Raw genomic sequence first — 25,739 nt, 5'->3', positions numbered from 1 at the left:
GCATTATTCTTCACAATGGAAAAACGTCTATGTCTAAAGTGGATTTACGATCCAAAAAAACCTGGGGAGCGCTGGCCTTAATTGCCGCGATCGCGGGGGCGATGGCTTCCGCATTTGCGTGGACGGCGGGCTGGCTTGGTTCACGCACCATCAGCGAGACATTAGTCCCGGAAACGCCAACGCCGTTTCCTCCTGGATTTCGCCGTGCGCACGGCAAAGGGATGTGCTTTACCGGAAACTTCGTTCCTGAAGGAGCTGCGAGGTCACTGTCTACTGCGCGTCTCTTTTCACAAACGGAAACGCGCGTTGTCGGCCGGTTCTCTATTGGCACTGGCAACCCCTACGCGGCGGATAACTCAACGAAAACCCTGAGCATGGCACTGATGTTCAGCACAGACGACAAACAGCAGTGGCGTATGGCGATGAACAACGAGCCCTACTTTGCCACCCGGGATCCAGAAGGCTTTCTGGCTCTTCGCAAAGCAACCGCGCCAGATGCAGCAACCGGCAAACCGGATCCGCAGCGGCTCGCTGCATTCTTAAAAGCCTATCCGGAAGCAGCGAAATACCTTAAATGGGCGGCACAAAAACCCGCACCCGGCAGTTTTGCTGGCGCAACGTTCTACAGCATTAACGCCTTCTACCTTGTTGACGCCCACGGTAATCGCCAGGCGGTGCGCTGGATGATGCGCCCGCACGATCCTTTTATATCGTTGAGCGAGGCGCAGCGTCAGACAGCCGATCGCAACGCCATGTTCGAGGGCGTCAGCCAGAGACTTGCTCAGAAACCACTCTACTGGGATTTCGTTCTTCAGCTCGCGCAGCCGGGTGACCCGGTGGATGACCCTTCCCAGCCGTGGCCGAACGATCGCAAGCAAATAGTGGCCGGAACGCTGGAGGTAACGCAGGTGGAAGCCCAGGCAGAGGGTCCCTGCCGCGACGTTAACTTCGACCCATCGACGGTTCCAGCGGGTGTGGAAGTGTCTGCCGATCCTGTCCTGAACGCGCGTTCTGCCGCGTATTCACACTCTTTCAGCCGCCGCGAGCGGGAAATTGGCTACGGCAAGGCAACCGAGGCCGTTCAAATGCAGGAGGTTAAATGAACCCGAACCGTGAAGGACAAGAAAAAACGCCCCAGCATTTCAACGCGCTGGCTCGAGGGCTGCACTGGCTCATGGCGGCGATGATTCTGGCAATGCTGTTCATTGGTACGGCAATGATGACGACGCTCCATCATCGGATAGCGCTAATCGACCTGCATCGCCCTCTGGGGATTGCCATACTACTGCTGGCGCTGCTCCGTCTGATGAACCGCCTGCGTAGCCAGCCCCCCCAGCTCCCTGCAGATTTGCCCTTCTGGCAGGTATTTGCGGCAAAGGCGTCGCACTGGCTGCTGTATGCGCTCATGCTGGCAATGCCATTTTTGGGCTGGGCGCAGCTGTCGGCAGCAGGCTTGCCCGTCGTTATGTTTGAGGGTTTTAACCTCCCACCGATTGTGCCAACAAGCCCAACGCTTTTCGCATGGTGCCACGATGCCCATAGCCTTCTGGCGAAACTCCTTTTTGCCGTGGTGCTCTTACATATTTCAGCCGCATTAGTTCATGCCTGGATCTACCGGGACAGCGTTTTTGCCAGCATGGCGAAAAGTGGCAAATCGGCGAGTCAGCCGCCTCAAGAGCGCTAACATCGCCATCGCCCAACCGCGTCCGTTTGTTTAATTCCCCTGTTCGCTACCCGGATGGAAATCGGGTGGCGCATCATTTAGCAACCTGAGCGAGGCATATTGTTTTCGCTCTGGGTACACCTTGAAATACCATGAAAATATTATCGACACTCCCGATATTATTCCGAACATTCCGGGGCTCCCCTGCCAGAATAAACGCGACTGATATATTAAAGAAATGGATAATATCCACAGACGAAGGTCTAAGATTTTTCCTGGAAAAATGGAAGCAGCTCTACGACATTTTTACTCTTTCGCCGTCGGTACAAAGTCAGGTCATAATTTCAGGCGTGACAAATAAAGATTACTGTTCGCGCACCCAACAAACTTCTAAAAAAAGACTGTCGCCTGTCGCCCCGTTGTCAGGTATGCAGTGGCACGATTTAGCAGGATAGCATAGCGCATGAGCGGGTAGCATCCCGGCGCCTGCCCGGGCGGATAACGGCACCGCTTTCAGGCGTTAAGTACGTTTAAAGGGTTTGTATCACAGATGAATCTGCGGAGAGAAAAACGAGAGTCAATAAAAACGATCGTTTTTTAAACGCCAGAGAGTTTATTCAAGTAAAGCCAGCGTATCTAAAAAAAATGACGCGTTTAAGGCCCCTTACTCCCACCATTGCAAAAACACGCTAACCATATGATTAGTAAGAAATTTAAAAGAAAACCACTGCAAAGATAAGGGTGGCTCAACAAAATATATAAACTAGTAGGATTACTAAATTATAATTCATATACTTCTGTTCAAAAGTGGAGGCCATAATGCGATTAACCCTAATGCTGGTATGCTGTCTGGTTCAGAGTTTAGCCTGGGCGGGTGAGTTGCCGAAACCCGCGGGAAAACCCATTTTGACGATTTACGGTAATATAGAAAATACGAACGAAGCTGGAAAAGCAGTGTTTGATCTCGCCAGCCTTGAAAAACTGGGTATGGTGAGCTTCGAGACGACCTCTCCCTGGTATACGGGCCGCACGAAGTTTGAGGGTGTTCCAATGAGCAAGCTCATGGATTATGTTGGGGCAAAAGGGACTAACGTAAATGTGATTGCGCTCAATGATTACGCTACCGCTATACCTCTTAGTGATTTTAAAAAATATAATGCCATTCTTGCCTTAAAGATTAATGGCGAATATATGCGCATCCGCGATAAAGGACCCTCATTCATTGTATACCCTTATGACAGTCTTCCTGAGTTGAATAATCAGATTTATTACTCGCGTTCAGCATGGCAGGTTAGCAAAATGAAGATTGAGTAGCAGTTCAGGAGAACATAATGAACAGGATACTGGTTGGTATCATTTTTTCTCTTTTTATCACGACGGGATATATTGCCTTTCTTGTTTACGATCGTCAGCAAGAGCTGCAAAAATTAACTCATTACACCGAGTCCTGGTCCGTGGCTCAACTGGTATCCGAGTATTACCGATTTGAATCATGGCTTGGTCTATACGCAACCGATACCGATGACGTTACGATAGACCAGGCCCGCATGCGTCTCGAAATTATGCTCAGCCAGGGCGAATTGCTGAAAGGAGGAGATTTAGGCCGCTATATTGGGAGCGATAAAACGCATCAAGAGCTTGCTGCACGCCTGGAAGAAATACTGGCGTATCTGGACAGTAATCTGGAAAAAATGAGCCATGCAGAGTTAAAAAAATACCTGGCAAATATGCACCTGCTCGACGCGCCGCTAAGTCAACTGTCTTCAAGTGCGTTAACAAAAGATATTAACACGATTAATGAATCCAACCATAAAATACAGATTCTTTATTATATTTACTCAGCACTTTCGTTACTGCTGGTGATATTAAGCTTTATTCTGGGATTCTTAATGATCTACCAGAATAAAAATATCCTTAAAGCCCATATGCAGGTGAAAACCCTCGCTGACGAACTTCAGCTGTCAAAAGAAACGCTGCAAATCCAGAATTCGAAGCTGGAATACGATGTGTATCATGACTCCCTCACCGGCATGAAAAACCGTCTTTTCTTCTGGGACGACCTCAATAAAATTAACCTTCAGGCAGATAAAAACCATACCCCTGTTACGGTGATGTTATTTGATTTAGACCGATTTAAAGAGGTCAACGATACCTATGGCCATGATGCGGGCGATTTACTGCTGAATCAGGTATCCCGACGGCTTACCTCAATGAGCAACGCGACAGATACGTTTTACCGCCTGGGCGGTGACGAATTTGCACTTCTCTCGAGCGGCCTGACCGAAAGCGCTGCGGTTTCGCGCGCTAAAGAGATCAGCGATCGTATCAGTCAGCCCTACACGATTAATAACCAGCTGATAAAAATTGCCACCTGTGTGGGTATCGTTTTATCTGATAATGAACGGCGCTCGGATTATCTCTATAAATTCGCCGATCTTGCCCTCTACGAAGCCAAAAAAGAGGGCTCACAGCAGATAAAAGTCTTCCGCCAGTGGATGCTGCAGAAGCTGCAGGAAAGCAGAACCCTTGAGCATGATATGGCTCTCGCGATCGATAACCATGAATTCGTTGTTTATTACCAGCCTATTGTCGATTCATTCAGCAATGAAATTTACGGCTATGAAGCGCTTATTCGCTGGATACACCCGGTGAAGGGGATATTGTCACCTGATTACTTTATTTCTGTTGCTGAAAAAACCGGCATGATCAATGAGATCGGCAAAAATGTGCTTGAACTTGCCTGCCGGGAAGCGGTGTCCTGGGCGGTGCCGGCCAGAATCTCGGTGAACGTCTCACCCGTTCAGTTAGGCACAAAATCGTTTACGACGATGGTTCAGTCCATCCTGAAAGAGACAGGCCTGCCGGCCAGCCGACTTGAGTTAGAGGTAACAGAGTCTTCGCTCTTCAGTGACAGCAACATGCCGATCACTATTCTCAAAAAACTCCGAGCACTGGGTGTCAAAATTTCCATCGATGATTTCGGAACGGGATATTCATCGCTCTCGCGACTGAGTGAACTGAATTTTGATAAAATTAAGATAGATAAATCCTTTGTGAATCCGATATCCACGCAGGATGATGCGCTTAATATCGTTAAACTGATTACCGGCATGGCAAAGAGCCTGAATATGCGGGTTATTGCAGAAGGTGTGGAAACCGAAGCGCAGCTTGAACGCCTTCAGGCGCTGGGCTGCGATCTCGTGCAGGGCTATCTTTTCGGCAAGCCGCAGGCTGAAATCGACAGAAAAATAAAAAACGGTACCGTGTGATCCTACCGGGATCACACTTTTCAGCTCTGGGTATTCACATACAATAACCCGGTGTTACCATTCACCCCGTAAATACCTTTCTACTCAACCCGAGGCTTTGATGCTGGAGAATGTCATCATCCGATAATCAGTTTCCCCGACCTTTTCAGGCCGGACTGATTATCACTGCGCCGAAATCGAATGCGGACACCGCTGTGTGTTTGCACGTTTTGCACATGATGATGAAACAGGTTTTCCAGTATGAATTTATCCCGTCAGGAACAGCGTACCTTACACGTTCTCGCCAAAGGTGGCCGTATTGTGCACGTCCGCGATACGTCCGGCCGCGTCACCGCCGTTGAATGCTACAGCCGCGAAGGTCTGCTGCTCAGCGACTGCACGCTCGCCGTCTTCAAAAAACTCAAAACCAAAAAGCTGATCAAATCCGTGAACGGTCAGCCCTACCGCATCAATACCACCGGGCTGAATAACGTCCGTGCCCAGCCTGATAATCGTTAAGGAGAGGATGATGGATATCCCACGTATTTTTACCATTAGCGAAAGCGAACATCGCATTCATAACCCCTTCACGCCAGAAAAGTACGCCACGCTGGGGCGCGTGTTACGCATGAAGCCAGGCGCACGCATTCTCGATCTCGGCAGCGGCTCAGGAGAGATGCTGTGCACCTGGGCACGTGATTACGGGATTACTGGTATCGGCATCGACATGAGCCCGCTCTTTACCGCGCAGGCAACGCGGCGCGCAGAGGCGCTCGGCGTCAGCGAACGCGTCCATTTTGTTCATAACGACGCGGCAGGCTACGTGGCTGATGAACAATGCGACGTGGCGGCCTGCGTTGGCGCCACGTGGATTGCGGGCGGCGTTGCCGGGACGATGGACCTGCTGGCACAAAGCCTTAAGCCTGGGGGAACCATGCTCATCGGCGAACCTTACTGGCGACAGGTTCCCGCAACGGAGGAGACGGCTCGGGCTTGCGGCGTCTCGTCCACCGCAGACTTTCTCACCCTGCCCGATCTCGTCGCGTCTTTCGATCAGCAGGGTTATGACCTGGTCGAAATGGTGCTGGCAGACCAGGAGGGCTGGGACAGATACGAAGCCGCGAAATGGATGACAATGCGCCGCTGGCTGGATCACAACCCCGACGATGATTTTGCACAGGAGGTGCGCGCGGAGCTGACGGTAGCGCCCAAGCGCCACGTGGCTTACACAAGGGAATATGTTGGCTGGGGCGTGTTTGCGTTAATTGCACGATAGGAGGGAACGAGTGGTATAGCCTTTTGGGGCTATACCGCCTTAGGCAGGAAGCGCTCAGCGTTGTGAACGCTGCGCTACGCCTGACATGAAAAACTTCTATCATTGCTTTTTCGGTTACCGTAATCACAGGCGCCTTATGGACACCCCTTCTTTTCTCTATTTATTACTTTTCCCGGCCAAAAAAATGATGAAAGTGGGTAAAGCCAACAACATCTATAACCGAATTCAGTCGCTAAAACGGTTCTGGGGCGATGTGGATTATGCCCATTCTTACCGTATTGCCTTGCCGCAGTCCGAGGTTTTTAAGCTGGAGAAAATGCTGCATTTTCTTTTGGCCAAATATCAAACGGGTATTGATGCCGGCGACGGCTATACCGAGCTGTTTTCCATTGAGGCGCTGGAGCCCGCAATTAAGCATATTCATTACGTTATTGAGCATGGCGTCATTAATGCTCAGCTACTGCAGGGGATCGAAAAGCCACAGCTTCGCCCCGGTAAAAGCGCGGCGCACCGTCACGGGAAAATGAAAAAGCGGTCAGATGCAATGATTAGCAACGTTGTCAGGGTGACGGAACAGTTCAGCAGGATAAATCGCTTACTGCTTATCTTGCTGTTTAAGCAGCAGCGCCTTCGTTATCAATATGACATTGAAGGTAATACCATACTGTTTCGGATAGCGGATAACCGTACTAACCAACGCGACATTCACAAAATAATGCATATGTTCAGCTTTTTTATTGAAGACTTCAGATAAATGGGCGGGACCAACTACTGCTCGGGGGTCTTTGGTGAAGGCACGATCACGCAATACAACGTGGAGTTGATTTCAGCCGACCCTGACGCACATCCTCTGGTGGCCTATCTCGCCTCGCAAACGGAGCGCTTGTTTAATAAATTGCCATCGAGATCGTCGTTATTAATGGAAGATCTGCCGATACTGGAATCGAGCCGCATCCTGCGTGAGATATTACAGAGTGAAGACGAGGCTTAAGTTGCTAATGCCGCAACACTTATTGCTATTCAAAGGCAAACCGACGCACGGTCATCAAGAAACCCAAAAAACGTCCAACGTTTTTCCAACGCCGGGTAAGAATTTAAGTTGCAATGACATCACATCATGCCTTCATCAATCCAGTCAGTTTTCGAGCAATACATAATGCCATTGCACCGGCCATTTCTACCGCTCCGAGTAAAATGCCAGGCTCACCCGGTAACAGGGTATTCAGCGTTTCCGCTTCTGTCACACTCTTATCTGAAAGCACTACCGCTAGCTGTGTATATAAAGCTTTATAAATTAGAGGAATTATAGACTTATGAGGAAGAAATGGTGCCGATAATAGGAGTCGAACCTACGACCTTCGCATTACGAATGCGTAAATTGATCTTGTAAAATCAATACCTATCGAATTTAAATGGATTTTTTGCCACAATATTGCCACAGTTCGTTAGGAATCAGACAGAAATGGCGACTATACGCAAACGTGGTAACTACCAATGGGAAGCTCAAATCCGTAAACGAGGTTTTCCCTCTCAAACCAAAACCTTTAACACCAAAGTAGAAGCAGAAGCTTGGGCCAAAATGATCGAGTCAGAAATGGCGAGAGGAGTTTGGCTTAGCCGCAGCGAAGCGGAATCTACGACATTGTATGAAGCCCTAACGCGATATGAAAAAGAGATTGTTCCCGACAAAAAAGGGGCAGTGCAAGACCGATCATTGGTGCGGATACTAAAAGGCACTCAGCTGGCGAAAAACTATATGGCCAGCATCAGGAGTGCCGATGTCGCCAAGCTAAGAGATGAATGGTTGAAAATTTATGCTCCTGCAACCGTTTTAAGGCGTTTGGCCTTACTTTCTCATGTATTCAATGTTTCGCGGAAAGAATGGGGCATGGAGAGCCTGCTGAACCCCGTAGAGGCCATTCGCAAACCCCAACCCAAGAACTCCAGGACCAGACGCCTGGAAGCGCTGCCTGTAGTTTCTGAGAAAACCGGTGTTACGTCAGGAAAGGAAATAGCCAACGAGATCGAACATATCATCGCCGCAACACATTCATTAGTATTGCCAGCAATCATTCTTCTGGCGTTAGAGACAGCCATGCGCCGTAGCGAAATCGCAGAGCTTCGATGGCGCTTTATCGATCTTGATCGGCGAGTTGCACATCTGCCGGATACTAAGAATGGTAATGCCCGCGATGTCCCTTTATCAACGAAAGCCATTACGATACTGTCCAGTCTCAAGGAACATTCTAAGCCAGCTGCTGATAAGGTTTTTGATATGCGTGCAGACGCGATTACCCGAGCTTTTGACCGAGCTGTAAAACGAGCCAGAGAACGATACGAGAAAACAAACTCATTATGTGAGGAATCTTTCCTTAAAGATTTAAGATTTCATGACCTTCGACATGAAGCAACTTCTCGACTTGCTGAAATTTTCCCTATGCATGAACTAACCAAAATTACAGGACATAAAGATCCAAGAATGCTAATGCGGTATTATCATCCAAAAGCTGAAGATTTGGCGTTAAAGTTGAAATAAGGACGTTGTATGGATTATAAAAATAAGTTAGTTGATGCATCACCAAAATTAAACAACCCTCAACTATTGGCTATAATATACTTAATACCTTTTGGATACTTGATTGTAGAAAACCCATTATGGCTAGAAAATATATACGTTGCCGCTCCAATTTTCCTATCATCCATAGCTTTATTAACCAGTGTATACATAGGATATCGTGATTTATTAAATAAAGTATTTAATAATGCAGTAGTTAAATGGGGCGTAACTGGCTTTACATATTCCGTATGCTTATGGATCGCAAAGTTTAAGCTTGACATAGCTTATGGTATAGTCCCAGAAAATCTTAATTACTCGACATTAGCTTATGCTTTCATGCTCTCATTTCCAATAGGAGCAATGATTTGTGCAATTACAGTCTATATATACATATTTTTGCGAGATGTATCCCCAGCAAAAGTAGTAATATCCTCTATGATATCAGTATATATTGGAAACTTGGCTCAACATCATATGCAAATGAACAATCTTCCTGAAAAAATATTATTAATAGGACTCATAATTATGGTCCCCTATAACATGGTCAATCTAGCCAGTTCGTTAGTTATTAAAAGGAAATTTAATTTTAATCGTTTAGTATCAGGCTTATCCCTTTTTGCTGTGTCAGTTGCTCTTTTTATTATTAGCATGACAGCAATGAAATATATTGAAAGATTTCAAGAAAAGTTTATTTTTCTTGATGCAAGAACATCTACGACATGTGATAGCTCAGAAAGCAAATCGCTTTATATTGAAAAAAATGAAAATCAGTGTTATAGAATATCAGGAAATAAATTCTCGGAGTTAAGACTAACGCTTGTAGATAAAAACATCTCGAATATAAATAATAAGGGCACTTCAACTTATGAACAAAAATAACCCTGCAAATTCATTTTCTATAAAAGCAAGGAAAGAAGCTTTTCGGAGGGCTGAAGCCAGTCTTTTTTTATCAAGTAAAGATCCTAAAGGCTCCTCATTTTTTAATGAAATAAAAAATAAGGTGATCAATGGAGAGCTAACCTATGAAGAGGCAAAGAGAGAAGTATTAAATTATCACATTGAACAATCTAAAAATCAAAATAAAAAAGGCTAACATTTAGTTAGCCTCTTCTCACTAGTGAGCTATTTTATAGTCCCTTAATGCATTTTTAAGCAACTCAGTTTGCACATCAGCATCATCATAATTATAAATTCCGGTAGCAGAATAATACTCTTCGATGCAAAGAATATTTATCAATGGTTCACAAATCTCTTTAATAAACTCCTTGTTGTTATCGGCAAAAATAATTTTTATTCCTTCCAAAACAAAGCTATTATAATCAGCCATTATCCACCTCCTTACAGGCGTTTAGTGGAAGCGTCAGTTAACGTTACCGCGCTAACTGACGCGCCTAAATCAAGATTTTTTACTGCCTGTTAAACTATCACCCTCAAACTCATCCTGTTCGTGGTTAGTCTGACGATCGGCTGTGTGTTTACGTATTTGATTCGCTATTTCCCCACCAACGGTCTGTTGTCTTCGGATAGAATTAGTACTTCCCTTCATCATCTGATACTCCGAAGCTCCGTTAGACAGCCCGCTCGCCATGTGAGAAGCCATGCGGCCAACTCGTGAGAATGATGAAGCAAACCCCTGGCTTCCTCCGCTGACGCTACCTGTATTACTCCCTGCAGAAGAACCACCGGAACCGCCTGATGGTTGTCCTCCAGAAGTATCTACGGAACCGGTATCTTCCCCTCCGCCAAATCCTCCACCTGAACCACCTTTATCACCAGAACCAGATTCTTCGGCCATCGCCGCTTGTGCAGATTCAAATGCTGCTTTTAGAGCGGAAGCACCACCACTGACTTGAGCTGTAGCACTCATTGCCATTGCCCCAGCGCCACTGATTGCAGTAGTAGCAGCGCCAGTAATCATACCTGCTCCAAAACCACCGATCCCTTGTAAGGACGCTCCTCCAACAACGCCTGATAACAACAACGGTAATTTATTCGTCAATACTAAAAGAATAATTGACGCCAGAAGTAAAACAATAAGACTATTAAGATCAGGAATATCATTTTTAATAATAGAAAAATACTGATCTATAAATGATTGCCCAATCCCAATGATTAATGTCATCGTAAATAACTGAATACCAATCGATAATACTGTGCGTAAGTAATTTATTGCTATATCAGAAGTCCATTTCGAGCCACCAAACCCAAGCAAAATAACTCCTGCATAACACAACACCCATGCAGAAACTAACATTATTAGCATATTTATCGCGATAAGCGCCATTACTACTAATACTATTATCGCGACGGTTATCATAATGGTCGAAATCATTGGAGACCAAATTGATGCTGCTGAACTGACCTTTGTTAATATCACAAAAGCCATATCCACTATGCTGGAGGGTGAAATACCAGTACTTGTTCCTAAAGCATTTGCTGCAAGTTGTCTCATTGAGTTAATTATAGATTGTGATATGGCTGGGCCGTTGATTAAAAGATAATAAAAAAAACCAATCACGGCAAAAAAACGAACTATTTCTGCAAGTGCACTGATTAAACCTTCCCCTTGCATCGCCAACATACCAAATGTCCAAACCATACTTATTAATACCAGCCCCCAGAAGAGCCAATTTGCATAATCACCAATTACTAATGACCATGTGCTGGCTACTTGCTGAAACTTATCTAATAACGTATCCAGTAATCCGCTACTATCTAATTGACCAGCATAAGCATTTACAGAAAACAAAAAAACCATTCCTAAAAAAGTGAGCTTGCTTACTATTCTCATAATTACCATTCTCGCTTAGGGCTAGGATTGTTATTGCCACGCAGGGCACATTTATCGTAGTTATGTTCGTTCAATTTATTCTCTGGCGTCGATAAACAATCTTCATCTTTTTTATCGCAAGAGCATAGAATTAATGAAATTATTAGAATAAAAATGACCAAAAGTTTATCTTTCATTCAGCTCTCCCTCACCAAATTCGCTTCGGGCTTGGTGTGTTCTCGCCAGCTAACGCTTTTTCATCAGCGACTATTTGTTGGGCTTCTTTATCAGCCTCAGCCTGTGCCAGTGTTGCTGCAGCGTTTTGCTGAGCTACCAAAAGCGAGCGGATTTGCAGCAACTGGTTCGTTTGAGCACTAGCAAGCTGGTTAGCGGCCTGAATAGCTTCCATTTGCCCTTGTGCGCCGGTTGCCTGCGTTTGCAAATCTGCAAGGTTGTCAGCATCGCTTTGCAGTGTTTCCTGCTGTTCGTCAAGAGCCTTAAATACAGCGTCATTGGCCTTTTTACGTGCCTCAGAGCTGTTCTGTTCAGCTTTGCGCAGTGCGCTAATTTCATCCGCAGTACATTCAACATTACTGTTAAAGCACGGTGATGAGCGGTAGTAATTCACGTCCTGATAACGTCTCAGATATGAATCAAGACTCCCGGCCTGGTTTTTGTAGTAATTAAGGGTGTCCTGCGCCTGCAACAATTTGTTGATGGTCGAATTGGCCTGATCCCAGATATAGGCTGCAGGTGCGACTGTATTTTTGAGCATGTTTTCATACTGCTGCAGCTGCGTCTGGTACTGCTGGATCTGTTTTGCCACAGCCTGAACGTTGTTGACTGCGCTGATTGTGGTCTGCACCACATTAGTACCATCGATTACAGGGATACCGGCTGTCGCCGGTAATGCCATGATGGACGCCAGGAAGGAAGCTGCTAATGATTTTTTAGCTGCTAAAATCCCTCTCAGTGATGAAAACACTCGGAGCATTAACTTCATTTGCCCACCTCAAATTTAACTGATTATTAATATTGAAAACTCGTACTTTTAACAAATACAGATATTTAGGAAACCATAAATTTATTTATCCAAGATTCTATCCATAATATTTCTTAGTTCTTGTCTGGTTGATTCTATTTTAGCAAGCAACGTTTTTATCAATGAGGGTGAAAAATCAACTGTGCGTGGATCGTTAGCTAACCACAGTTTAAGTAACCCACCAAGTCGACCAAGATCAGCATTTACTCGGCTAAGCTCTACAACCTGTTCAATATCTACCATAGACTCAACCTGATAACCCATTGCTACTTTACGAATGAAACTCGCTACACTTAAGCCAGATGCTTCTGCATTTTCCTGGATTTGCGCTTTTTCATCTGGCAAACAATAAACTTTAATTGGTGTACTATTTTTTCTAGTCTGAGAAACGGTCATATCATTCTCCATACAGGCGGTAGCCGATCAGCCTCGCAGAGCAGGACTCCGTTGAGCAGCTCAGCTGCGAATAAGGGAAGGTAAAGTAGAAGCACCGTTTACGGTGGGCCTACTTTACATGTCCTGCCCTACATTTGCCGTTGTGAATCTGTGTACGTATTGTGTATTACTGTGTACTCAGTGTGTTTTCCTAAAGCATTTGTGCAGGATTAGTCGTGTAAAAGTGTGCAGCATATGTGTTTATTGAAAGGAAACTTATTTGAATACCCCAAGGAATATTTTTATTCTTGCGGCTTGAGCTTTGGTGGTCTGCCACGTTTCCTTTGAGACTTATTTATCTCTTTCGATATATCATCATTCTCTTTCTTTGACTCAACGGATTTATCTATCCAGTCCTTGACATCTTCTCTACGCCAGAGAAGGCGTTTATTACCTGGAAGACGGCACCTTGGTGGCAGACATTTTGGATTTCGCGTTGCATCACTGCGTATACTTTTTACGGTTTTCTTTAACGCAAAAGCCAACTCTTCAACGGTTATAAGTTCTGGCATAACTGATTTCATCGAAGAACCTATCTCTCAGTAAAAATTAGAGGATTTTAGCGGCTAAAATTTTAGCTGCTAAAATTTGCAAACCAACGTTATGAATTGAGAATAATTAAAACTTACTGGCAAAAATAATTATGTCAACAGAGTTTTTTATTCAGTGGGTTCTTATTCTGCAGGAAATTTGTTTTTTTAGGCGTTTTTTGAACGACGCTAAGGTTTTAATAATTCTTTTAATCTTTTTGGTTATATATAGGGTTAAAGATCTGGTTAGAAGGGTGTGGAAAAGAGATACATTTAATTGTTTATTATGATAATTTTTGATTAGTAGCGTACCTCATATGTCATGAAACTCTACTTCAAATGTCAATAAACCCTACTTCATATGTCAATAATATAGAAAATAAAGAAACAGGTTATACACAACATTATTAACAGAATCTGTGGATAAATACACAGCTTATACAAGATAAATATAAATTGTTTAGCTAAACTAAATGGCTACAAATAAAATGAAACAAAATGTAAACAACAAGGGGTTGTACATGATTTAGAAATTTGGTTAGCTAACCTTTATAACAAACACTGTTGGTAAATTTTTCATTTCTGACAACGGATATATCGAATTTTAGTAAGAACAATACTTCAACTAACCTTACTCGCTGATTTGTTTAGCTAAACAAATTACTACAAGGAATTCTATGACGTTTGAAAAAAAGGGGGAGATATGAGGACGATAAATGCTGCACCTTCAACTGTCGGAGAGATTTTATACGATGAATTCTTGAAACCGTTGGATATGCCTCCCGCAAGACTTGCTGAACTGATGGATACAACATATGAAAAAATGTGGGAAATAATTAAAAATGAGCGAGATATAACTCATGAAGAAGCTACTCAACTCTCGATAATTTTCAACACAGATGCATCTTTTTGGATGAAACTGCAAGAGCTATATAAGACATGGTTTAATAAACAAAAGTAAGGGTATTCAATTAGATTTCTTAATCGTAATGCATAATTTGCTTTGAAAAATACTCATGTATTACTAGTGACTTATTAAAATAAGATAACAATAGGAGGACTGAGGGTTAAAAAATCGTATCCTGGATGATGGAACACAGCCCTGACCGGACAAATCATTTTAGCAGTGGTACAGGCGACACTGAAAACCGACATAAAGAAGCCCGACTGGTAAGATCGGGCTTTTTTGTTTTGGCACTCTGGACCGAATGGGACATCCTACATTAGACGTTAAAATCTTACATATAATTAGTTGAAAATACTAGTGGATACGTAGTTGCACTTAACTTGACTCCCCATTTGCAGATTACTCGACCATCGCCAATAAAATTCGACCGCTCAGATGCGGAAGTGTTGAGCTATTTGTCATAAACCTGAATGACTGCTATGTGCCGGGAGCTGACGTTGATGTCATAACTTTGCGTTGTTTAACGTGGAGCCAACCAATAACATAATTAAAAGTGACCAAGTCTTTTATAACATGGCCACCTATAATTTAGGCGTTAGAGGCGGCTTTGAGAGCTAACTCAGCGTTACGGCTAGCCATAAAAGACTTATAACTATTATGCATTGTGTCAGATTTTATAGCATCAACTTTAGTAGCGAATAAGTTATAATATAGCTTAAATAAAGCTTTATCATCTGCGTAAATTTTTTTCCATATAACTTTAATTCCCTGCTGCTCAAATTCTTTTCGCTGCTCTTTATTCTTGGGAACCGGAAAGGTCCTAATCATTATTTCTTTATAAGTAGAGTTGTTAATCTGCTTAACTATAGATCTTAAATTCTTGGCTATTAAATTTAAATTTTCCACTGAAAGTTTCATTGGCTTTTCAAATAGAGAATTATGTTTTTCAATCCCCAATTTCATTGCATTTTTTGCACCTAATTTACCAAATCTATGGACGCAGCAATGTCTTAACTGACAAATGTTATTGAATTCAAGTTCAGTTTGATTATTCAATCCTATTCTAATGCCTAGCAACTCTTTAAAAGTTTCTTTAATGTTATCACTATGTGTAAATGAAAACTCGTCCATAAGCGCTTCAGGGAGCAATTCCTTAGAGTGATGTAAAGCAGCGCCAAAAGTTATTTCTTTTACAGATGCAATCTTTTGAGAAAGTGCATCGATTTGAATAAGCCCTCTAACAAGCGCTCGAATATAGCTTTCAACAGCAGACATATACCCAAGAAAAACTATATTAGCCATTTCTGAAGATATTTCTTCTTCTGAGACCCATAGCATGTTTATCTTATTGACATTAGTCAAGAATGCATCAATTGGTGAAATGTTTGTTTCTTTATGATTTCGATCAAATAACTCTTCAGTATTAACTGACTGAGTTATAGCTTGAACTGTCACGATTTCTGAAAAAATAGGGATAGCATTATTCATTGTAAAAACTCGTCAACATAGCCTAAAACTAAATTTATGATTTTTTCCGCTCGAACTACACCTATACGTTGAGCTTTTCTTAGTTCCTTGCTTGGATCCTGAGATGACAAAAAATCGCCGATGTTTTTAAATTTTGAGATTTCATTTTTAATTTTACTTATCTGCCAATTTGTTAACCCAGGTACATCGTGTAAAGGAAGAGACATACATTGCTCGAATGTAGAAGCCGAAATAAGTTCAGCGCCACAATTATGACAAAACTTTTGCGTTGTATTTATTCTATCTTTTCCGCAGGCAGAGCACTTCGGTAAGTTAAAAGTAAGAGAGTTTAGAGTGTCTTTTTTGATAAGGGTTGAAACAGAACGTCTTAATGGGTGTTTTGATGAGGGGAGGTTGATTTTTTCAATTATTTTCTTAACAGAAAATCCTCTGTCATTTTCAGAGAAGATTTTTTTATTTAGTAAAGCAGAAAAGTGTGGGATATACCGAATATAATCTCTCATATTACCATGAGAAACATTTTCAGGAACTTCGTATAGCAGCCCCGCTTCAATAAGTAAATTAAACATCCTCTCGACAAATGGATATTTATCAATATTTGAGATGCCAATCTTTATCTGCTTCTGCTGTTTACCAAGAGCCTCACTGTTGGCGGATTTCAAGTCCTGACAAATCCTATCAAATACAACCTCTCCAACTTCTATGATATTTTTTAGCTTCGGGGATTTAAATGATATTGATTTAAATTCAGTTATTCTATTTTCAATGTTTTGCTGAATTAGCCTATTTAAGCCCTGTTGTACAGTCTTAAAGTCTCCATTTTGGTACTCTTGCAACATATTCAAATAGGCTCGAGGAATTCCAAAAGAGGCCATTTTAATATATTCATTAACGTCTTTAGGTATATCTTGAAAATTTGAAATCCTTTTACTTGCAATCTTCTCCATCGATTCGATGTATGAATCATCTTCGACGGATAACCAGACAGGTAAAAGCTCACCTTCTTGAGTTGGATGGAATCGGGCACCATATTCTGTAGTCCCCGGATAAACAGAGGCCTTTGGTGTAATATTTATGCTTTTTAAATTTTTGAATACATCAAAAAACTCCTTCATATAATCAGGAGTAAGTGTTAATGCAGCATCATCAAATAAAAGTACTATTCTTTTTCTACCACTTAACACCCTAAGGTTTTCGAGAGTTATCTTTACATTGGATACTGATAACTTTCGAGCAACAATTTGCTCATCTTCATTTAATGCAGCTCCTTTCTCTAATTGAGTAATCAAAGAATTTAATGCACCTACACTGAAGCCTTCGAAATGATCTAATATTAGTTTTTCTTCAATTGCTAAATCTATCAGTGCATTTTTTGCTGAAACTAAAATTTGTGCTAACATCCAAGAATGAAATAGTTCTATGGCATCAATTTTAGATGTCAACAGAGGTTCTAAGCGATAATATTTATTAAAGGAAACATAAACAGCAAAAGGTTTGGCTGAGTCTTCTTTACACAATAGAGAAGTGTAGCGCATCATATGTGTTTTGCCGCAACCACGTGGGCCAACAATTAAAACTGTTTTTTTTCCAATAAGATTATTAATTATTTTATTGAAATAGTCTGACTCAGAAGTTTCGTTTTTAAGTTCATCATATGGTATGAAGTCAGCTCTTTGCTCAATGGCTTTTTCTAATAAGTCTTGTGTATTGTTGTTCATTTCTTTTCCAATTCAGCATGTTGCACTGGTAGATTGAGAAGCATTTCCCTAGCTAAATACATAGCCCCTGTTCCTTTTGATCTAGCTTGTAGCGATAATCGTCCCTTTTCACTACATAGAAAATCAAATACTATTTCTCTCCATTCAAGGGGGACAGATAGTTTATAAATGCAATCGGAAATTGGCATTTTACCCGCAGTAACTAATGATATTTTACTAGCGAGATTTCTTCCAACCCTACACAGGAGAATATCACCTTCCTCTGCTATGATTTGATTTTCACCAATTGACTTCATGTCAATTTCAGTACTGCCAAAAGAAATAAATCTCTCATGACTTTTAAAGTCAACGGTATGAAAAATTGGAAATTTTGATTCCCTGCACTCTTTAGAGTTGTATCGACCTCGGTATAGCTTACACCCTATCTCACCCAAGGTTTTATAAATAATGCTCAAGGGTTTTTTATGCTTATGAAAGTCATAATCCAATGATTCCACAGCGTCATCTCTATTTATTATGATTTTTTCTTTAAGACAACCCAATGATGAAAGTGTCTCAATTGAAATATCATCTTTAACACGCCCCTTGGTAATTATTAAAATATGAGCTTGTACATGCGTACCGATAAAAGCATTTTTTGGTAGCTTAATGACTTTATCGATTGAATTTTTAGACAAAAGGTATTCTCTAAAACTTTTACTTTTTTCCCCACTAATGAATCCATCAGGAATAATTATGCCAAGCTTTCCGCCTTTTTTTAAAAAAAGCAAATTCTGAATTATAAAAAAAACTTCTGCAGAAACATTCATTACACCTTTTATATCAGGTGAATAGCCTGATGAGACTAGAAATTCTAAATGTTTTTTATTCCATTTGGGTTTCACAAAGGGGGGGTTGCAGAGTGCTAGGTCGAAAGCCTCATGATTGATCCCCATGCTACTGACCAAGGTAGGTTCGAGAGCATCGAGTAAAAAATGCTTGTGGTTTGTTAGTGGCTGAGTGGTTTCTTTCTCATTGATAGCTGTATGAACATGTATATCAACCGTGAAAAAATTTGCTTTATCCCACCGTCTTGCTGCAGCCTTGGACAGCGATCCATCACCACTTCCCAAATCCAAAACTGAATTAGGTTCTTCGATTGACAAAGAAGAAATTAACAAATCACTTATTAGATCACGGGTAAAGTACTTTCCAAGTGATTTCTTCAGATTAATGTCCAATAAATTCATAGTGTTATGATAAAGATACAGAATAAAGTGTAATCATTGATACATTTTACAATATACGGCGTTTAATGCCACATAAACTACTTATTAATACCTTGTAAAGTAGCAGGCTTATAACTTGTATTCAACACAGATAGGTCGACCGTTTTTCTCATAGTCTAGGTCATAAGCACCTTATATACGTAACCATAGTGCGTGTGTTCTGCCGATTACAGCTGAAAATTTGATAGCCATTTCAGGGATGATAGCAATCAATCGAGAAACAATACCTAAAGGTGTCGCGACATCCTCTCGACCTCACAGTTGAGGCGGTGAACTAAACTAATAACATCCGTAACCAGCAGCCATCAAAGTAGCAATATTGCTTAAAAGACAAAACAGGTATGACTACAAGGTAACACATGCTGTTAGCATACTCTTGCATTGAGCCACACACAATCTCACTGTACCTGCCACAATTTTGCCACACTCACAACGCGCAAAAATGCACATTCGTGTTAAGTAAAGCAAAACAATGCAACAGTAATTATATGATTTTATTGGAAAAGATGGTGCCGATAATAGGAGTCGAACCTACGACCTTCGCATTACGAATGCGCTGCTCTACCAACTGAGCTATATCGGCCCTGAGAGGCCGGTTACGAGTGTAACCACGGGGCAAAAGGTTAGATCTATCCGGGTGATGCGTCAATGCCCTTTTGAATCAAACGGCTATTTTTGCATCACCCGTGATTATTTACGCACGAATCGTATCGTCACCGAAGCCGATCCACTTGTAAGTGGTGAGTGCTTCGAGGCCCATCGGACCGCGCGCGTGCAGTTTCTGCGTGCTGACCGCCACTTCTGCGCCCAACCCAAACTGTCCACCGTCGGTGAAGCGGGTAGAGGCATTCACATACACAGCGGATGAGTCCACTTCGTTCACGAAGCGATCGGCATTGCGCAGCGTCCGCGTCAGAATGGCGTCCGAGTGCTGGGTGCCGTGTTCACGGATGTGCGCAATGGCGTCGTCGAGATCGCTCACGATTTTCACGTTCAGATCCAGTGACAGGAACTCGTCATCGTACTGCTCCGCTTTTACGGGAACCACGTTAGCCGGGCCATTCTGAAGCAGTGCGAGCGCGTTGGCGTCAGCATGCAACGTCACGCCGCTCTCCGCCATCTGCTTGCTCAGGGCCGGCAGGAAGGTGTTTGCGATATCCTGGTGCACCAGCAGCGTTTCCACCGTATTACAGGTGCTTGGACGCTGGGTTTTCGCGTTCACGATAATCTTCAGCGCCGGTTCAATTTCAGCGCTGTCGTCGACCACGATATGGCATACGCCGATGCCGCCGGTGATCACCGGAATGGTCGACTGCTCGCGGCAAAGCTTGTGCAGGCCCGCGCCACCGCGTGGGATCAGCATGTCGATGTATTTGTCCATGCGCAGCATTTCGTTGACCAGCGCGCGGTCAGGACTTTCTATCGCCTGCACGGCACCCGCCGGCAAGCCGCACTCTTCCAGCGCCTGCTGGATGACCTTTACCGTCGCGGCATTAGTGCGCCAGGTCTCTTTCCCGCCGCGCAGAATGGCGGCGTTACCGGTTTTCAGGCACAGGGAAGCGACGTCAACCGTCACGTTTGGACGGGCTTCATAAATCACGCCGATGACGCCGAGCGGCACGCGACGGCGCTCCAGGCGTAAACCGCTGTCGAGCAGCCCACCGTCAATCACCTGCCCTACCGGGTCGGCCAGATTGCAGACCTGACGCACATCGTCGGCGATGCCCTTCAGGCGGGCCGGGGTCAACGCCAGGCGGTCGAGCATCGCTTCGCTCAGGCCGTTGCGACGCGCTTCCAGCAGATCCTGCTCGTTGGCGAGCAAAATTTCCTGGGACTGTGATTCCAGATAATCAGCGATTTTTTCCAGCACGCGGTTTTTCTCGCGGCTGGAAAGGAGCGCCAGTTTGTAAGAGGCGGCCTTCGCGGCGGCGCCCATTTGTTCCAGCATGTTCTGGCTCCTTAACGAATAATCATGTCATCGCGATGTACGGCAACCGGACCATATTCATAGCCCAGAATGGCGTCGATCTGCTGCGAGTGGTGGCCCGCAATGCGGCGCAGGGCATCGCTGTTATAGCGGCTTACGCCGTGGGCGATGTCGCGACCTTCAAGGTTACGGATGCGGATCACTTCACCACGGGAGAAGTTGCCTGTCACGCTTTTAATTCCTTTAGGAAGCAATGAACTCCCTCGTTCCAGAATCGCAGCGGTTGCCCCTTCATCGACGACGAGTTCGCCAGCGGGAGGCGCGCCAAATATCCAGCGCTTGCGGTTTTCCAGCGGGGATTCCTGGGCATGGAAGCGGGTGCCGACGGAAATGCCTTCCATCACATCGCCAATCACGCCAGGGCGGCTGCCCGCAGCAATAATAGTGTCGATACCGGCACGACAGGCCACGTCAGCGGCCTGCAGCTTAGTGCCCATGCCACCCGTACCCAGGCCTGAAACGCTGTCACCGGCGATGGCGCGCAGGGCATCGTCGATGCCGTGAACGTCGGCGATCAGTTCGGCATCCGGGTTGGAACGCGGGTCGGCGGTAAATAGCCCCTGCTGATCGGTCAGCAGCAGCAATTTATCGGCACCGGCCAGAATGGCGGCCAGCGCAGAGAGGTTATCGTTATCGCCCACTTTAATTTCAGCGGTGGCAACGGCATCATTTTCGTTAATAACGGGAACAATGTTGTTGTCCAGCAGCGCGCGCAGCGTATCGCGCGCGTTAAGGAAACGCTCCCGGTCTTCCATATCCGCACGCGTCAGCAGCATCTGCCCGACGTGAATACCGTAGATAGAGAACAGCTGTTCCCAGAGTTGAATGAGTCGGCTTTGTCCCACGGCGGCCAGCAACTGCTTAGAGGCGATCGTCGCGGGGAGTTCGGGGTAACCCAGGTGTTCACGCCCGGCGGCAATCGCCCCGGAGGTCACAATCACAATACGGTGCCCTGCGGCATGCAGCTGAGCGCACTGACGTACAAGCTCAACAATGTGGGCGCGATTTAGGCGGCGCGATCCGCCTGTTAACACACTGGTACCGAGTTTTACCACCAGCGTCTGGCTGTCACTCATGATTCTCTGCCGTTCAACGATAAGGGAAAGTAATGTCGAACGAACGTTTTAACAGGAGTCAGCCCGGTTGCCAACTGCCTTAGTGCATCACCAGGCACTTTGTTGCGCGGGATCAGGAAGCGTAGCGGCAGAATTTGACAAATTTATTACCGTAATAATAAATCACAGTTTTTTAAAATTATTCTTAGTTTGTCATAAAAGTTTCATTCCAGAACGATAAAACCCTTCCTGTTTTTTCACGGGACTTAAGCATGAGCTTATCGTCCAGCGAATTTTTTAAGCGCGTTTATAAGACAGGATCGAAAATGAAAAAGAGCACTCTGGCATTAGTGGTTATGGGCGTGGTGGCTTCCGCATCTGTTCACGCAGCAGAAGTTTATAATAAAAACGGTAATAAACTGGACGTGTACGGCAAAGTGAAAGCTATGCACTATATCAGTGATGATGACACCAAAGATGGTGACCAGACGTACGTTCGTTTCGGTTTTAAAGGCGAAACCCAGATTAACGATCAACTGACGGGCTATGGCCGCTGGGAAGCAGAATTTGCCGGTAATAAAGCGGAAAGCGACTCCTCGCAGAAAACACGCCTGGCGTTTGCTGGTCTGAAAGTGAAAGACTTTGGCTCACTGGACTACGGTCGTAACCTGGGTGCCCTGTACGACGTCGAAGCGTGGACCGATATGTTCCCGGAGTTCGGCGGCGACTCTTCCGCGCAGACCGACAACTTTATGACCAAGCGTGCGTCCGGTCTTGCCACCTACCGTAACACGGATTTCTTCGGTGCGATTGACGGCCTGGACATGACGCTGCAGTACCAGGGTAAAAACGAAAACCGTGACGCCAAGAAACAGAACGGTGACGGTTTCGGTACGTCTCTGACCTATGACTTCGGCGGCAGCGATTTCGCGGTCAGCGGCGCGTACACCAACTCTGACCGCACCAACGCGCAGAACCTGCTGGCGCGTGGCCAGGGGCAGAAAGCAGAGGCCTGGGCTACCGGTCTGAAATACGACGCGAACGATATTTATCTGGCAGCGATGTATTCTGAAACCCGCAATATGACGCCAATTTCAGGCGGCTTTGCAAATAAAGCACAACACTTTGAAGTTGTTGCGCAATATCAGTTCGATTTTGGTCTGCGCCCGTCGCTGGGTTATGTCCAGTCTAAAGGCAAAGATATCGAAGGTATTGGTGATGAAGATCTGGTGAAATACATTGATGTTGGCGCGACCTATTACTTCAACAAGAATATGTCCGCGTTTGTTGATTATAAAATCAACCAGATTGACGACGATAATAAACTGGGCGTAAGCAGCGATGATATCGTTGCGCTGGGCGTGACGTACCAGTTCTAAGATTATCCAAATAAGAAAATCCCGGCATATAAGCCGGGATTTTTTTGCCCAAGATAAATGCGGTCTGATGCCCTCACCCACAGGGAGAGGGAGAAAACCATTACGCGGTCAGCTTCACCGCTTCGCTGGAAAAGTCATCCGCTGGCTCGAACTTAAGGTCCAGGGTGGCCAGCAGTGCGCTCGCTTTGTCGTGGAACTCTTTCAGGGTATATTCCAGGCGATCGATTACTTCCTGATCTTTAATGGTGGTCGCCTGCCAGTTGCCGTCTTTATTAAACAGGCCAAACTGGTAGCTATACGTAAAACGCTTCTCCTCTGCTTCCATTTCCATCCACCAGCCCCAGAATTCACGTTTTTCGGGTGCAGGCTTCACGTTGACGCAAACAGCCAGGCAGTCGAAAAAAAAGCGATTCTCTTCACACTGCTCTTCTCGAATATACGGGCCGAGAGCCATAAATTTCTTAATCAGCCTACTTTTCGGGTGTCCACTCGGTAACGTCATTGCGATCTCCTTTTGTGAAGCCACTGTTTTACCAAACCAGCGAAATTTAGCAATCTATTAACACACTCTCTGGGCGATCCAGCGCGTGATCTCTTTCAAGGCTTTGTCAAAATTCTGATACACCGGGCTGAACGGCACCTCAAGCAATTTGCCATCCGCAGATGACGAAGTGATTAAGCGTGACTCTTCTTCAGGGCTGAACGGATCGTTTTTCCAGAAACCGGAAAGCATCGGCGTCGGGCAGCGGCGGCCCAGTAACCCCTGCGTTTTTAACGAGTAACGATTGAGTTCGACACGCAGCGCTTCGTCTGATGCATCATGCATGCCAAGGCGACTGGCCAGCACGTCAAGGTACATCTCCGGCACGCTCCCCTGACGGGCAGGATCGCTGAGCAGGGCGTGAACCACCGGGCCCAGGCAGGCGACGGCCTTCAGCCGCGAAGATTCAAGATAAGCCAGACGCACCGCGACGTTTGCCCCAAAACGGAAGCCGAATGCCGCAACGCGGGTGTGGTCAACCCACGGAACATTTTCCAGCGCTTTAAGCGCATGCTGGTGTAGCAGGCTGGAATCCTGCGTTAACTTCCACTTCGACGAGAAGCCAATGGATGGCATATCGAGCGTCAGCATCGCGATCCCTTTTGGTGCGAAGTAGCGCTCATACAGGCTGTAATAGTCAATTTGCAGGGAATCCAGACCGCCGCACATCAGCACGGTCGGGAACGGGCCATCGCCTTCAGGCATGTGCAGGAACCCGGTGACGGGCGCACCGCCCGGAACGGCGAACTCAAGCTCGCGCATCTGACCCGGCAGGCGTTGAGCCGCCTCCTCATAGGCACGGTTCGCCAGCGCCTGAGCCTGCTCGGCCAGCTCATCCCCTTTCAAATGCGGATAGGCGGCGATGGCGTAGAGATTGGCTGCATGCAGCCAGTGCTTGCCGCTGCGCGTGGCATCTTCTTCCTGACTGGCTTTTTGCTGCCAGAGCATCGCCTGTTTAGACCATTCGTAGATCCAGTTTCCGCCCCGGTAGCCCACCACCGTATCGTAAAGCTCGCTGTCGGTACGCTCCGACTCGCTCATCACGATACGCGCCTGCACGTCGAGGATTTCACGGGGGTCTATACCGCGCCAGATCCACATCAGGCGGTTAATCATGCGGTACCAGTGGGGCACGTTTTTACCGTCTAACGCAGACTGGACGGCAGGCATGGTACCCGGATTAAACCGACGGACCAGCGTCGACGTTTCAGGGTGTTTGAAACGGGGTTTGAAAAGAGTCTCGGTGAGATTCGCCTGCGTCATTGCGTTGCCTCCATGGATACGTCATATAGTGCCCATTGTAACGCGTGGCGGGATAAAAAGAACAACGCCCGGCATAGCCGGGCGTGTAAAGTTACGTACTGAAATTAACGGCCTGAAATAGGCGGTACGAAGACCACGCCCATATCCCACGGCTGTTCAATCCAGGTATCCTGCGGGATATCAATTACGTAATCGTCAACCAGCGGACGGCCCGCCGGCTTAGCAAAGATCGTCACGAAGTGCGCTTTTGGATACATTTCGCGGATAGCCACCGCGGTACCGCCGGTGTCCACCAGATCGTCGATAACGATGAAGCCTTCACCGTCGCCTTCAGCGCGTTTCAGCACTTTCAGCTCACGCTGGTTATCATGGTCATAGCTGGAGATGCAGACGGTATCGACATGACGAATACCCAGCTCACGTGCCAGCAGCGCCCCCGGTACCAGACCGCCACGGCTGACGGCAATAATGCCTTTCCACTGTTCGGAAGGCATCAGACGCGCAGCCAGTTTGCGTGCGTGAATCTGCAACATGTCCCAGGTGACGACGTATTTTTCGCTCATGTGAAGTGTCCCAGCCTGTTTTTATACGGCTTAAAAAGTGTTCGAGGGG

General features: G+C 45.4%; 27 protein-coding genes and 2 tRNA genes. 13 read left to right on the top strand and 16 right to left on the bottom strand.

From position 1 onward, the window contains the following. Nucleotides 1-29: 29 nt before the first annotated feature. The 8 genes from ACR42C_RS04755 to ACR42C_RS04720 all read left to right on the top strand — a co-directional run bounded on the left by ACR42C_RS04755 (nt 30) and on the right by ACR42C_RS04720 (nt 7,178). Nucleotides 30-1,103: a catalase family peroxidase gene (locus ACR42C_RS04755; protein ID WP_479984825.1), complete on the top strand. Its 1,074-nt coding sequence runs from the start codon at nt 30-32 to the stop codon at nt 1,101-1,103. Next, the gene (locus ACR42C_RS04750; RefSeq protein WP_163330393.1) at nt 1,100-1,684 is read left to right on the top strand and encodes a cytochrome b; all 585 of its coding nucleotides are present in this window, start codon (nt 1,100-1,102) and stop codon (nt 1,682-1,684) included. The genes ACR42C_RS04755 and ACR42C_RS04750 overlap by 4 nt, the downstream gene beginning before the upstream one ends. 798 nt (nt 1,685-2,482) lie before the next feature. After that, nucleotides 2,483-2,977: a putative pterin-binding protein gene (locus ACR42C_RS04745; RefSeq protein ID WP_116341701.1), complete on the top strand. Its 495-nt coding sequence runs from the start codon at nt 2,483-2,485 to the stop codon at nt 2,975-2,977. 17 nt (nt 2,978-2,994) lie between these two features. Continuing rightward, nucleotides 2,995-4,932 (top strand): putative bifunctional diguanylate cyclase/phosphodiesterase, encoded by a 1,938-nt coding sequence (locus ACR42C_RS04740; protein ID WP_479984824.1) that lies wholly within the window; start codon nt 2,995-2,997, stop codon nt 4,930-4,932. Nucleotides 4,933-5,172: 240 nt separating this feature from the next. After that, complete coding sequence (locus tag ACR42C_RS04735) at nt 5,173-5,430, top strand: YjhX family toxin (protein WP_028012097.1); 258 nt, start codon at nt 5,173-5,175, stop codon at nt 5,428-5,430. A gap of 10 nt (nt 5,431-5,440) precedes the next feature. Continuing rightward, on the top strand, nt 5,441-6,187 hold the full coding sequence (locus ACR42C_RS04730; protein WP_166712672.1) for a class I SAM-dependent methyltransferase: 747 nt from the start codon (nt 5,441-5,443) through the stop codon (nt 6,185-6,187). A 136-nt stretch (nt 6,188-6,323) separates the two neighbouring features. Continuing rightward, on the top strand, nt 6,324-6,941 hold the full coding sequence (locus ACR42C_RS04725) for a GIY-YIG nuclease family protein (protein ID WP_479984823.1): 618 nt from the start codon (nt 6,324-6,326) through the stop codon (nt 6,939-6,941). Next, nucleotides 6,942-7,178 carry a hypothetical protein gene (locus ACR42C_RS04720; RefSeq protein WP_479984822.1) on the top strand — a complete coding sequence of 79 codons (237 nt, stop codon included), beginning with the start codon at nt 6,942-6,944 and terminating at the stop codon, nt 7,176-7,178. A 334-nt stretch (nt 7,179-7,512) separates the two neighbouring features. Here ACR42C_RS04720 and ACR42C_RS04715 read toward each other — a convergent pair. Next, a tRNA-Ser gene (locus ACR42C_RS04715) sits at nt 7,513-7,624 on the bottom strand. Nucleotides 7,625-7,649: 25 nt separating this feature from the next. Here ACR42C_RS04715 and ACR42C_RS04710 point away from each other — a divergent pair. From ACR42C_RS04710 to ACR42C_RS04700, 3 genes are read left to right on the top strand one after another with little or no spacing between them, the layout of a single operon-like run. Then, nucleotides 7,650-8,723 carry a site-specific integrase gene (locus tag ACR42C_RS04710; RefSeq protein WP_049097211.1) on the top strand — a complete coding sequence of 358 codons (1,074 nt, stop codon included), beginning with the start codon at nt 7,650-7,652 and terminating at the stop codon, nt 8,721-8,723. Between the two features lie 9 nt (nt 8,724-8,732). Then, on the top strand, nt 8,733-9,623 hold the full coding sequence (locus ACR42C_RS04705; RefSeq protein WP_479984821.1) for a hypothetical protein: 891 nt from the start codon (nt 8,733-8,735) through the stop codon (nt 9,621-9,623). After that, a complete protein-coding gene (locus ACR42C_RS04700) occupies nt 9,610-9,837 on the top strand; it encodes an antitoxin VbhA family protein (protein WP_138013088.1) in 228 nt (75 codons plus the stop codon). The genes ACR42C_RS04705 and ACR42C_RS04700 overlap by 14 nt, the downstream gene beginning before the upstream one ends. 21 nt (nt 9,838-9,858) lie before the next feature. Here the strand turns inward: ACR42C_RS04700 and ACR42C_RS04695 are convergent, their stop codons facing one another. The 6 genes from ACR42C_RS04695 to ACR42C_RS04670 all read right to left on the bottom strand — a co-directional run bounded on the left by ACR42C_RS04695 (nt 9,859) and on the right by ACR42C_RS04670 (nt 13,515). Next, complete coding sequence (locus ACR42C_RS04695; RefSeq protein ID WP_001460380.1) at nt 9,859-10,071, bottom strand: hypothetical protein; 213 nt, start codon at nt 10,069-10,071, stop codon at nt 9,859-9,861. Between the two features lie 69 nt (nt 10,072-10,140). Then, nucleotides 10,141-11,535, bottom strand: a complete 1,395-nt coding sequence (gene trbL / locus ACR42C_RS04690; protein WP_479984820.1) for a P-type conjugative transfer protein TrbL — start codon at nt 11,533-11,535, stop codon at nt 10,141-10,143. 2 nt (nt 11,536-11,537) lie between these two features. Continuing rightward, nucleotides 11,538-11,711: a hypothetical protein gene (locus ACR42C_RS04685; protein WP_001575473.1), complete on the bottom strand. Its 174-nt coding sequence runs from the start codon at nt 11,709-11,711 to the stop codon at nt 11,538-11,540. A gap of 11 nt (nt 11,712-11,722) precedes the next feature. Further along, complete coding sequence (gene trbJ / locus ACR42C_RS04680) at nt 11,723-12,517, bottom strand: P-type conjugative transfer protein TrbJ (RefSeq protein ID WP_479984819.1); 795 nt, start codon at nt 12,515-12,517, stop codon at nt 11,723-11,725. Nucleotides 12,518-12,598: 81 nt separating this feature from the next. Next, a complete protein-coding gene (gene traJ / locus ACR42C_RS04675) occupies nt 12,599-12,952 on the bottom strand; it encodes a conjugal transfer transcriptional regulator TraJ (RefSeq protein WP_000218774.1) in 354 nt (117 codons plus the stop codon). 281 nt (nt 12,953-13,233) lie between these two features. Beyond that, the gene (locus ACR42C_RS04670; protein ID WP_077258730.1) at nt 13,234-13,515 is read right to left on the bottom strand and encodes a hypothetical protein; all 282 of its coding nucleotides are present in this window, start codon (nt 13,513-13,515) and stop codon (nt 13,234-13,236) included. A 709-nt stretch (nt 13,516-14,224) separates the two neighbouring features. On the opposite strand from ACR42C_RS04670, the gene ACR42C_RS04665 reads away from it, so the two are divergent. Continuing rightward, nucleotides 14,225-14,482, top strand: a complete 258-nt coding sequence (locus tag ACR42C_RS04665) for a HigA family addiction module antitoxin (protein WP_302378265.1) — start codon at nt 14,225-14,227, stop codon at nt 14,480-14,482. Between the two features lie 534 nt (nt 14,483-15,016). Here the strand turns inward: ACR42C_RS04665 and ACR42C_RS04660 are convergent. The 6 genes from ACR42C_RS04660 to proB form a co-directional block, all read right to left on the bottom strand. Beyond that, nucleotides 15,017-15,916 (bottom strand): hypothetical protein, encoded by a 900-nt coding sequence (locus ACR42C_RS04660; protein WP_085192983.1) that lies wholly within the window; start codon nt 15,914-15,916, stop codon nt 15,017-15,019. Then, on the bottom strand, nt 15,913-17,634 hold the full coding sequence (locus tag ACR42C_RS04655) for an ORC-CDC6 family AAA ATPase (RefSeq protein WP_058676040.1): 1,722 nt from the start codon (nt 17,632-17,634) through the stop codon (nt 15,913-15,915). The genes ACR42C_RS04660 and ACR42C_RS04655 overlap by 4 nt, the downstream gene beginning before the upstream one ends. Next, nucleotides 17,631-18,863 (bottom strand): HsdM family class I SAM-dependent methyltransferase, encoded by a 1,233-nt coding sequence (locus ACR42C_RS04650; protein WP_302378266.1) that lies wholly within the window; start codon nt 18,861-18,863, stop codon nt 17,631-17,633. Before ACR42C_RS04650 ends, ACR42C_RS04655 begins: the two co-directional genes overlap by 4 nt. Nucleotides 18,864-19,409: 546 nt before the next feature. Then, nucleotides 19,410-19,485 (bottom strand) — tRNA-Thr (locus ACR42C_RS04645). 111 nt (nt 19,486-19,596) lie between these two features. Next, the gene (gene proA / locus ACR42C_RS04640; RefSeq protein WP_116341709.1) at nt 19,597-20,850 is read right to left on the bottom strand and encodes a glutamate-5-semialdehyde dehydrogenase; all 1,254 of its coding nucleotides are present in this window, start codon (nt 20,848-20,850) and stop codon (nt 19,597-19,599) included. Between the two features lie 11 nt (nt 20,851-20,861). Next, nucleotides 20,862-21,965 carry a glutamate 5-kinase gene (gene proB / locus ACR42C_RS04635; RefSeq protein WP_116341711.1) on the bottom strand — a complete coding sequence of 368 codons (1,104 nt, stop codon included), beginning with the start codon at nt 21,963-21,965 and terminating at the stop codon, nt 20,862-20,864. 305 nt (nt 21,966-22,270) lie between these two features. Here proB and phoE point away from each other — a divergent pair, with 305 nt between their 5' ends. Further along, entirely contained in the window at nt 22,271-23,323 is a 1,053-nt protein-coding gene (phoE, locus tag ACR42C_RS04630) for a phosphoporin PhoE (RefSeq protein ID WP_116341713.1), read from the top strand. Nucleotides 23,324-23,423: 100 nt separating this feature from the next. On the opposite strand, the gene crl is transcribed toward phoE, so the two are convergent. The 3 genes from crl to gpt all read right to left on the bottom strand — a co-directional run bounded on the left by crl (nt 23,424) and on the right by gpt (nt 25,690). Then, the gene (gene crl, locus ACR42C_RS04625; RefSeq protein WP_008500249.1) at nt 23,424-23,825 is read right to left on the bottom strand and encodes a sigma factor-binding protein Crl; all 402 of its coding nucleotides are present in this window, start codon (nt 23,823-23,825) and stop codon (nt 23,424-23,426) included. 57 nt (nt 23,826-23,882) lie between these two features. Beyond that, nucleotides 23,883-25,127 carry an esterase FrsA gene (frsA, locus tag ACR42C_RS04620; protein ID WP_028012084.1) on the bottom strand — a complete coding sequence of 415 codons (1,245 nt, stop codon included), beginning with the start codon at nt 25,125-25,127 and terminating at the stop codon, nt 23,883-23,885. A gap of 104 nt (nt 25,128-25,231) precedes the next feature. After that, a complete protein-coding gene (gpt, locus tag ACR42C_RS04615) occupies nt 25,232-25,690 on the bottom strand; it encodes a xanthine phosphoribosyltransferase (protein WP_003863205.1) in 459 nt (152 codons plus the stop codon). Nucleotides 25,691-25,739: the final 49 nt, after the last annotated feature.

The organism is Enterobacter sp. MG-EB028 (assembly GCF_056673305.1).
The sequence above is the reverse complement of the archived record's forward strand: the minus strand, read 5'-3'. Positions and strand labels throughout refer to the sequence as shown.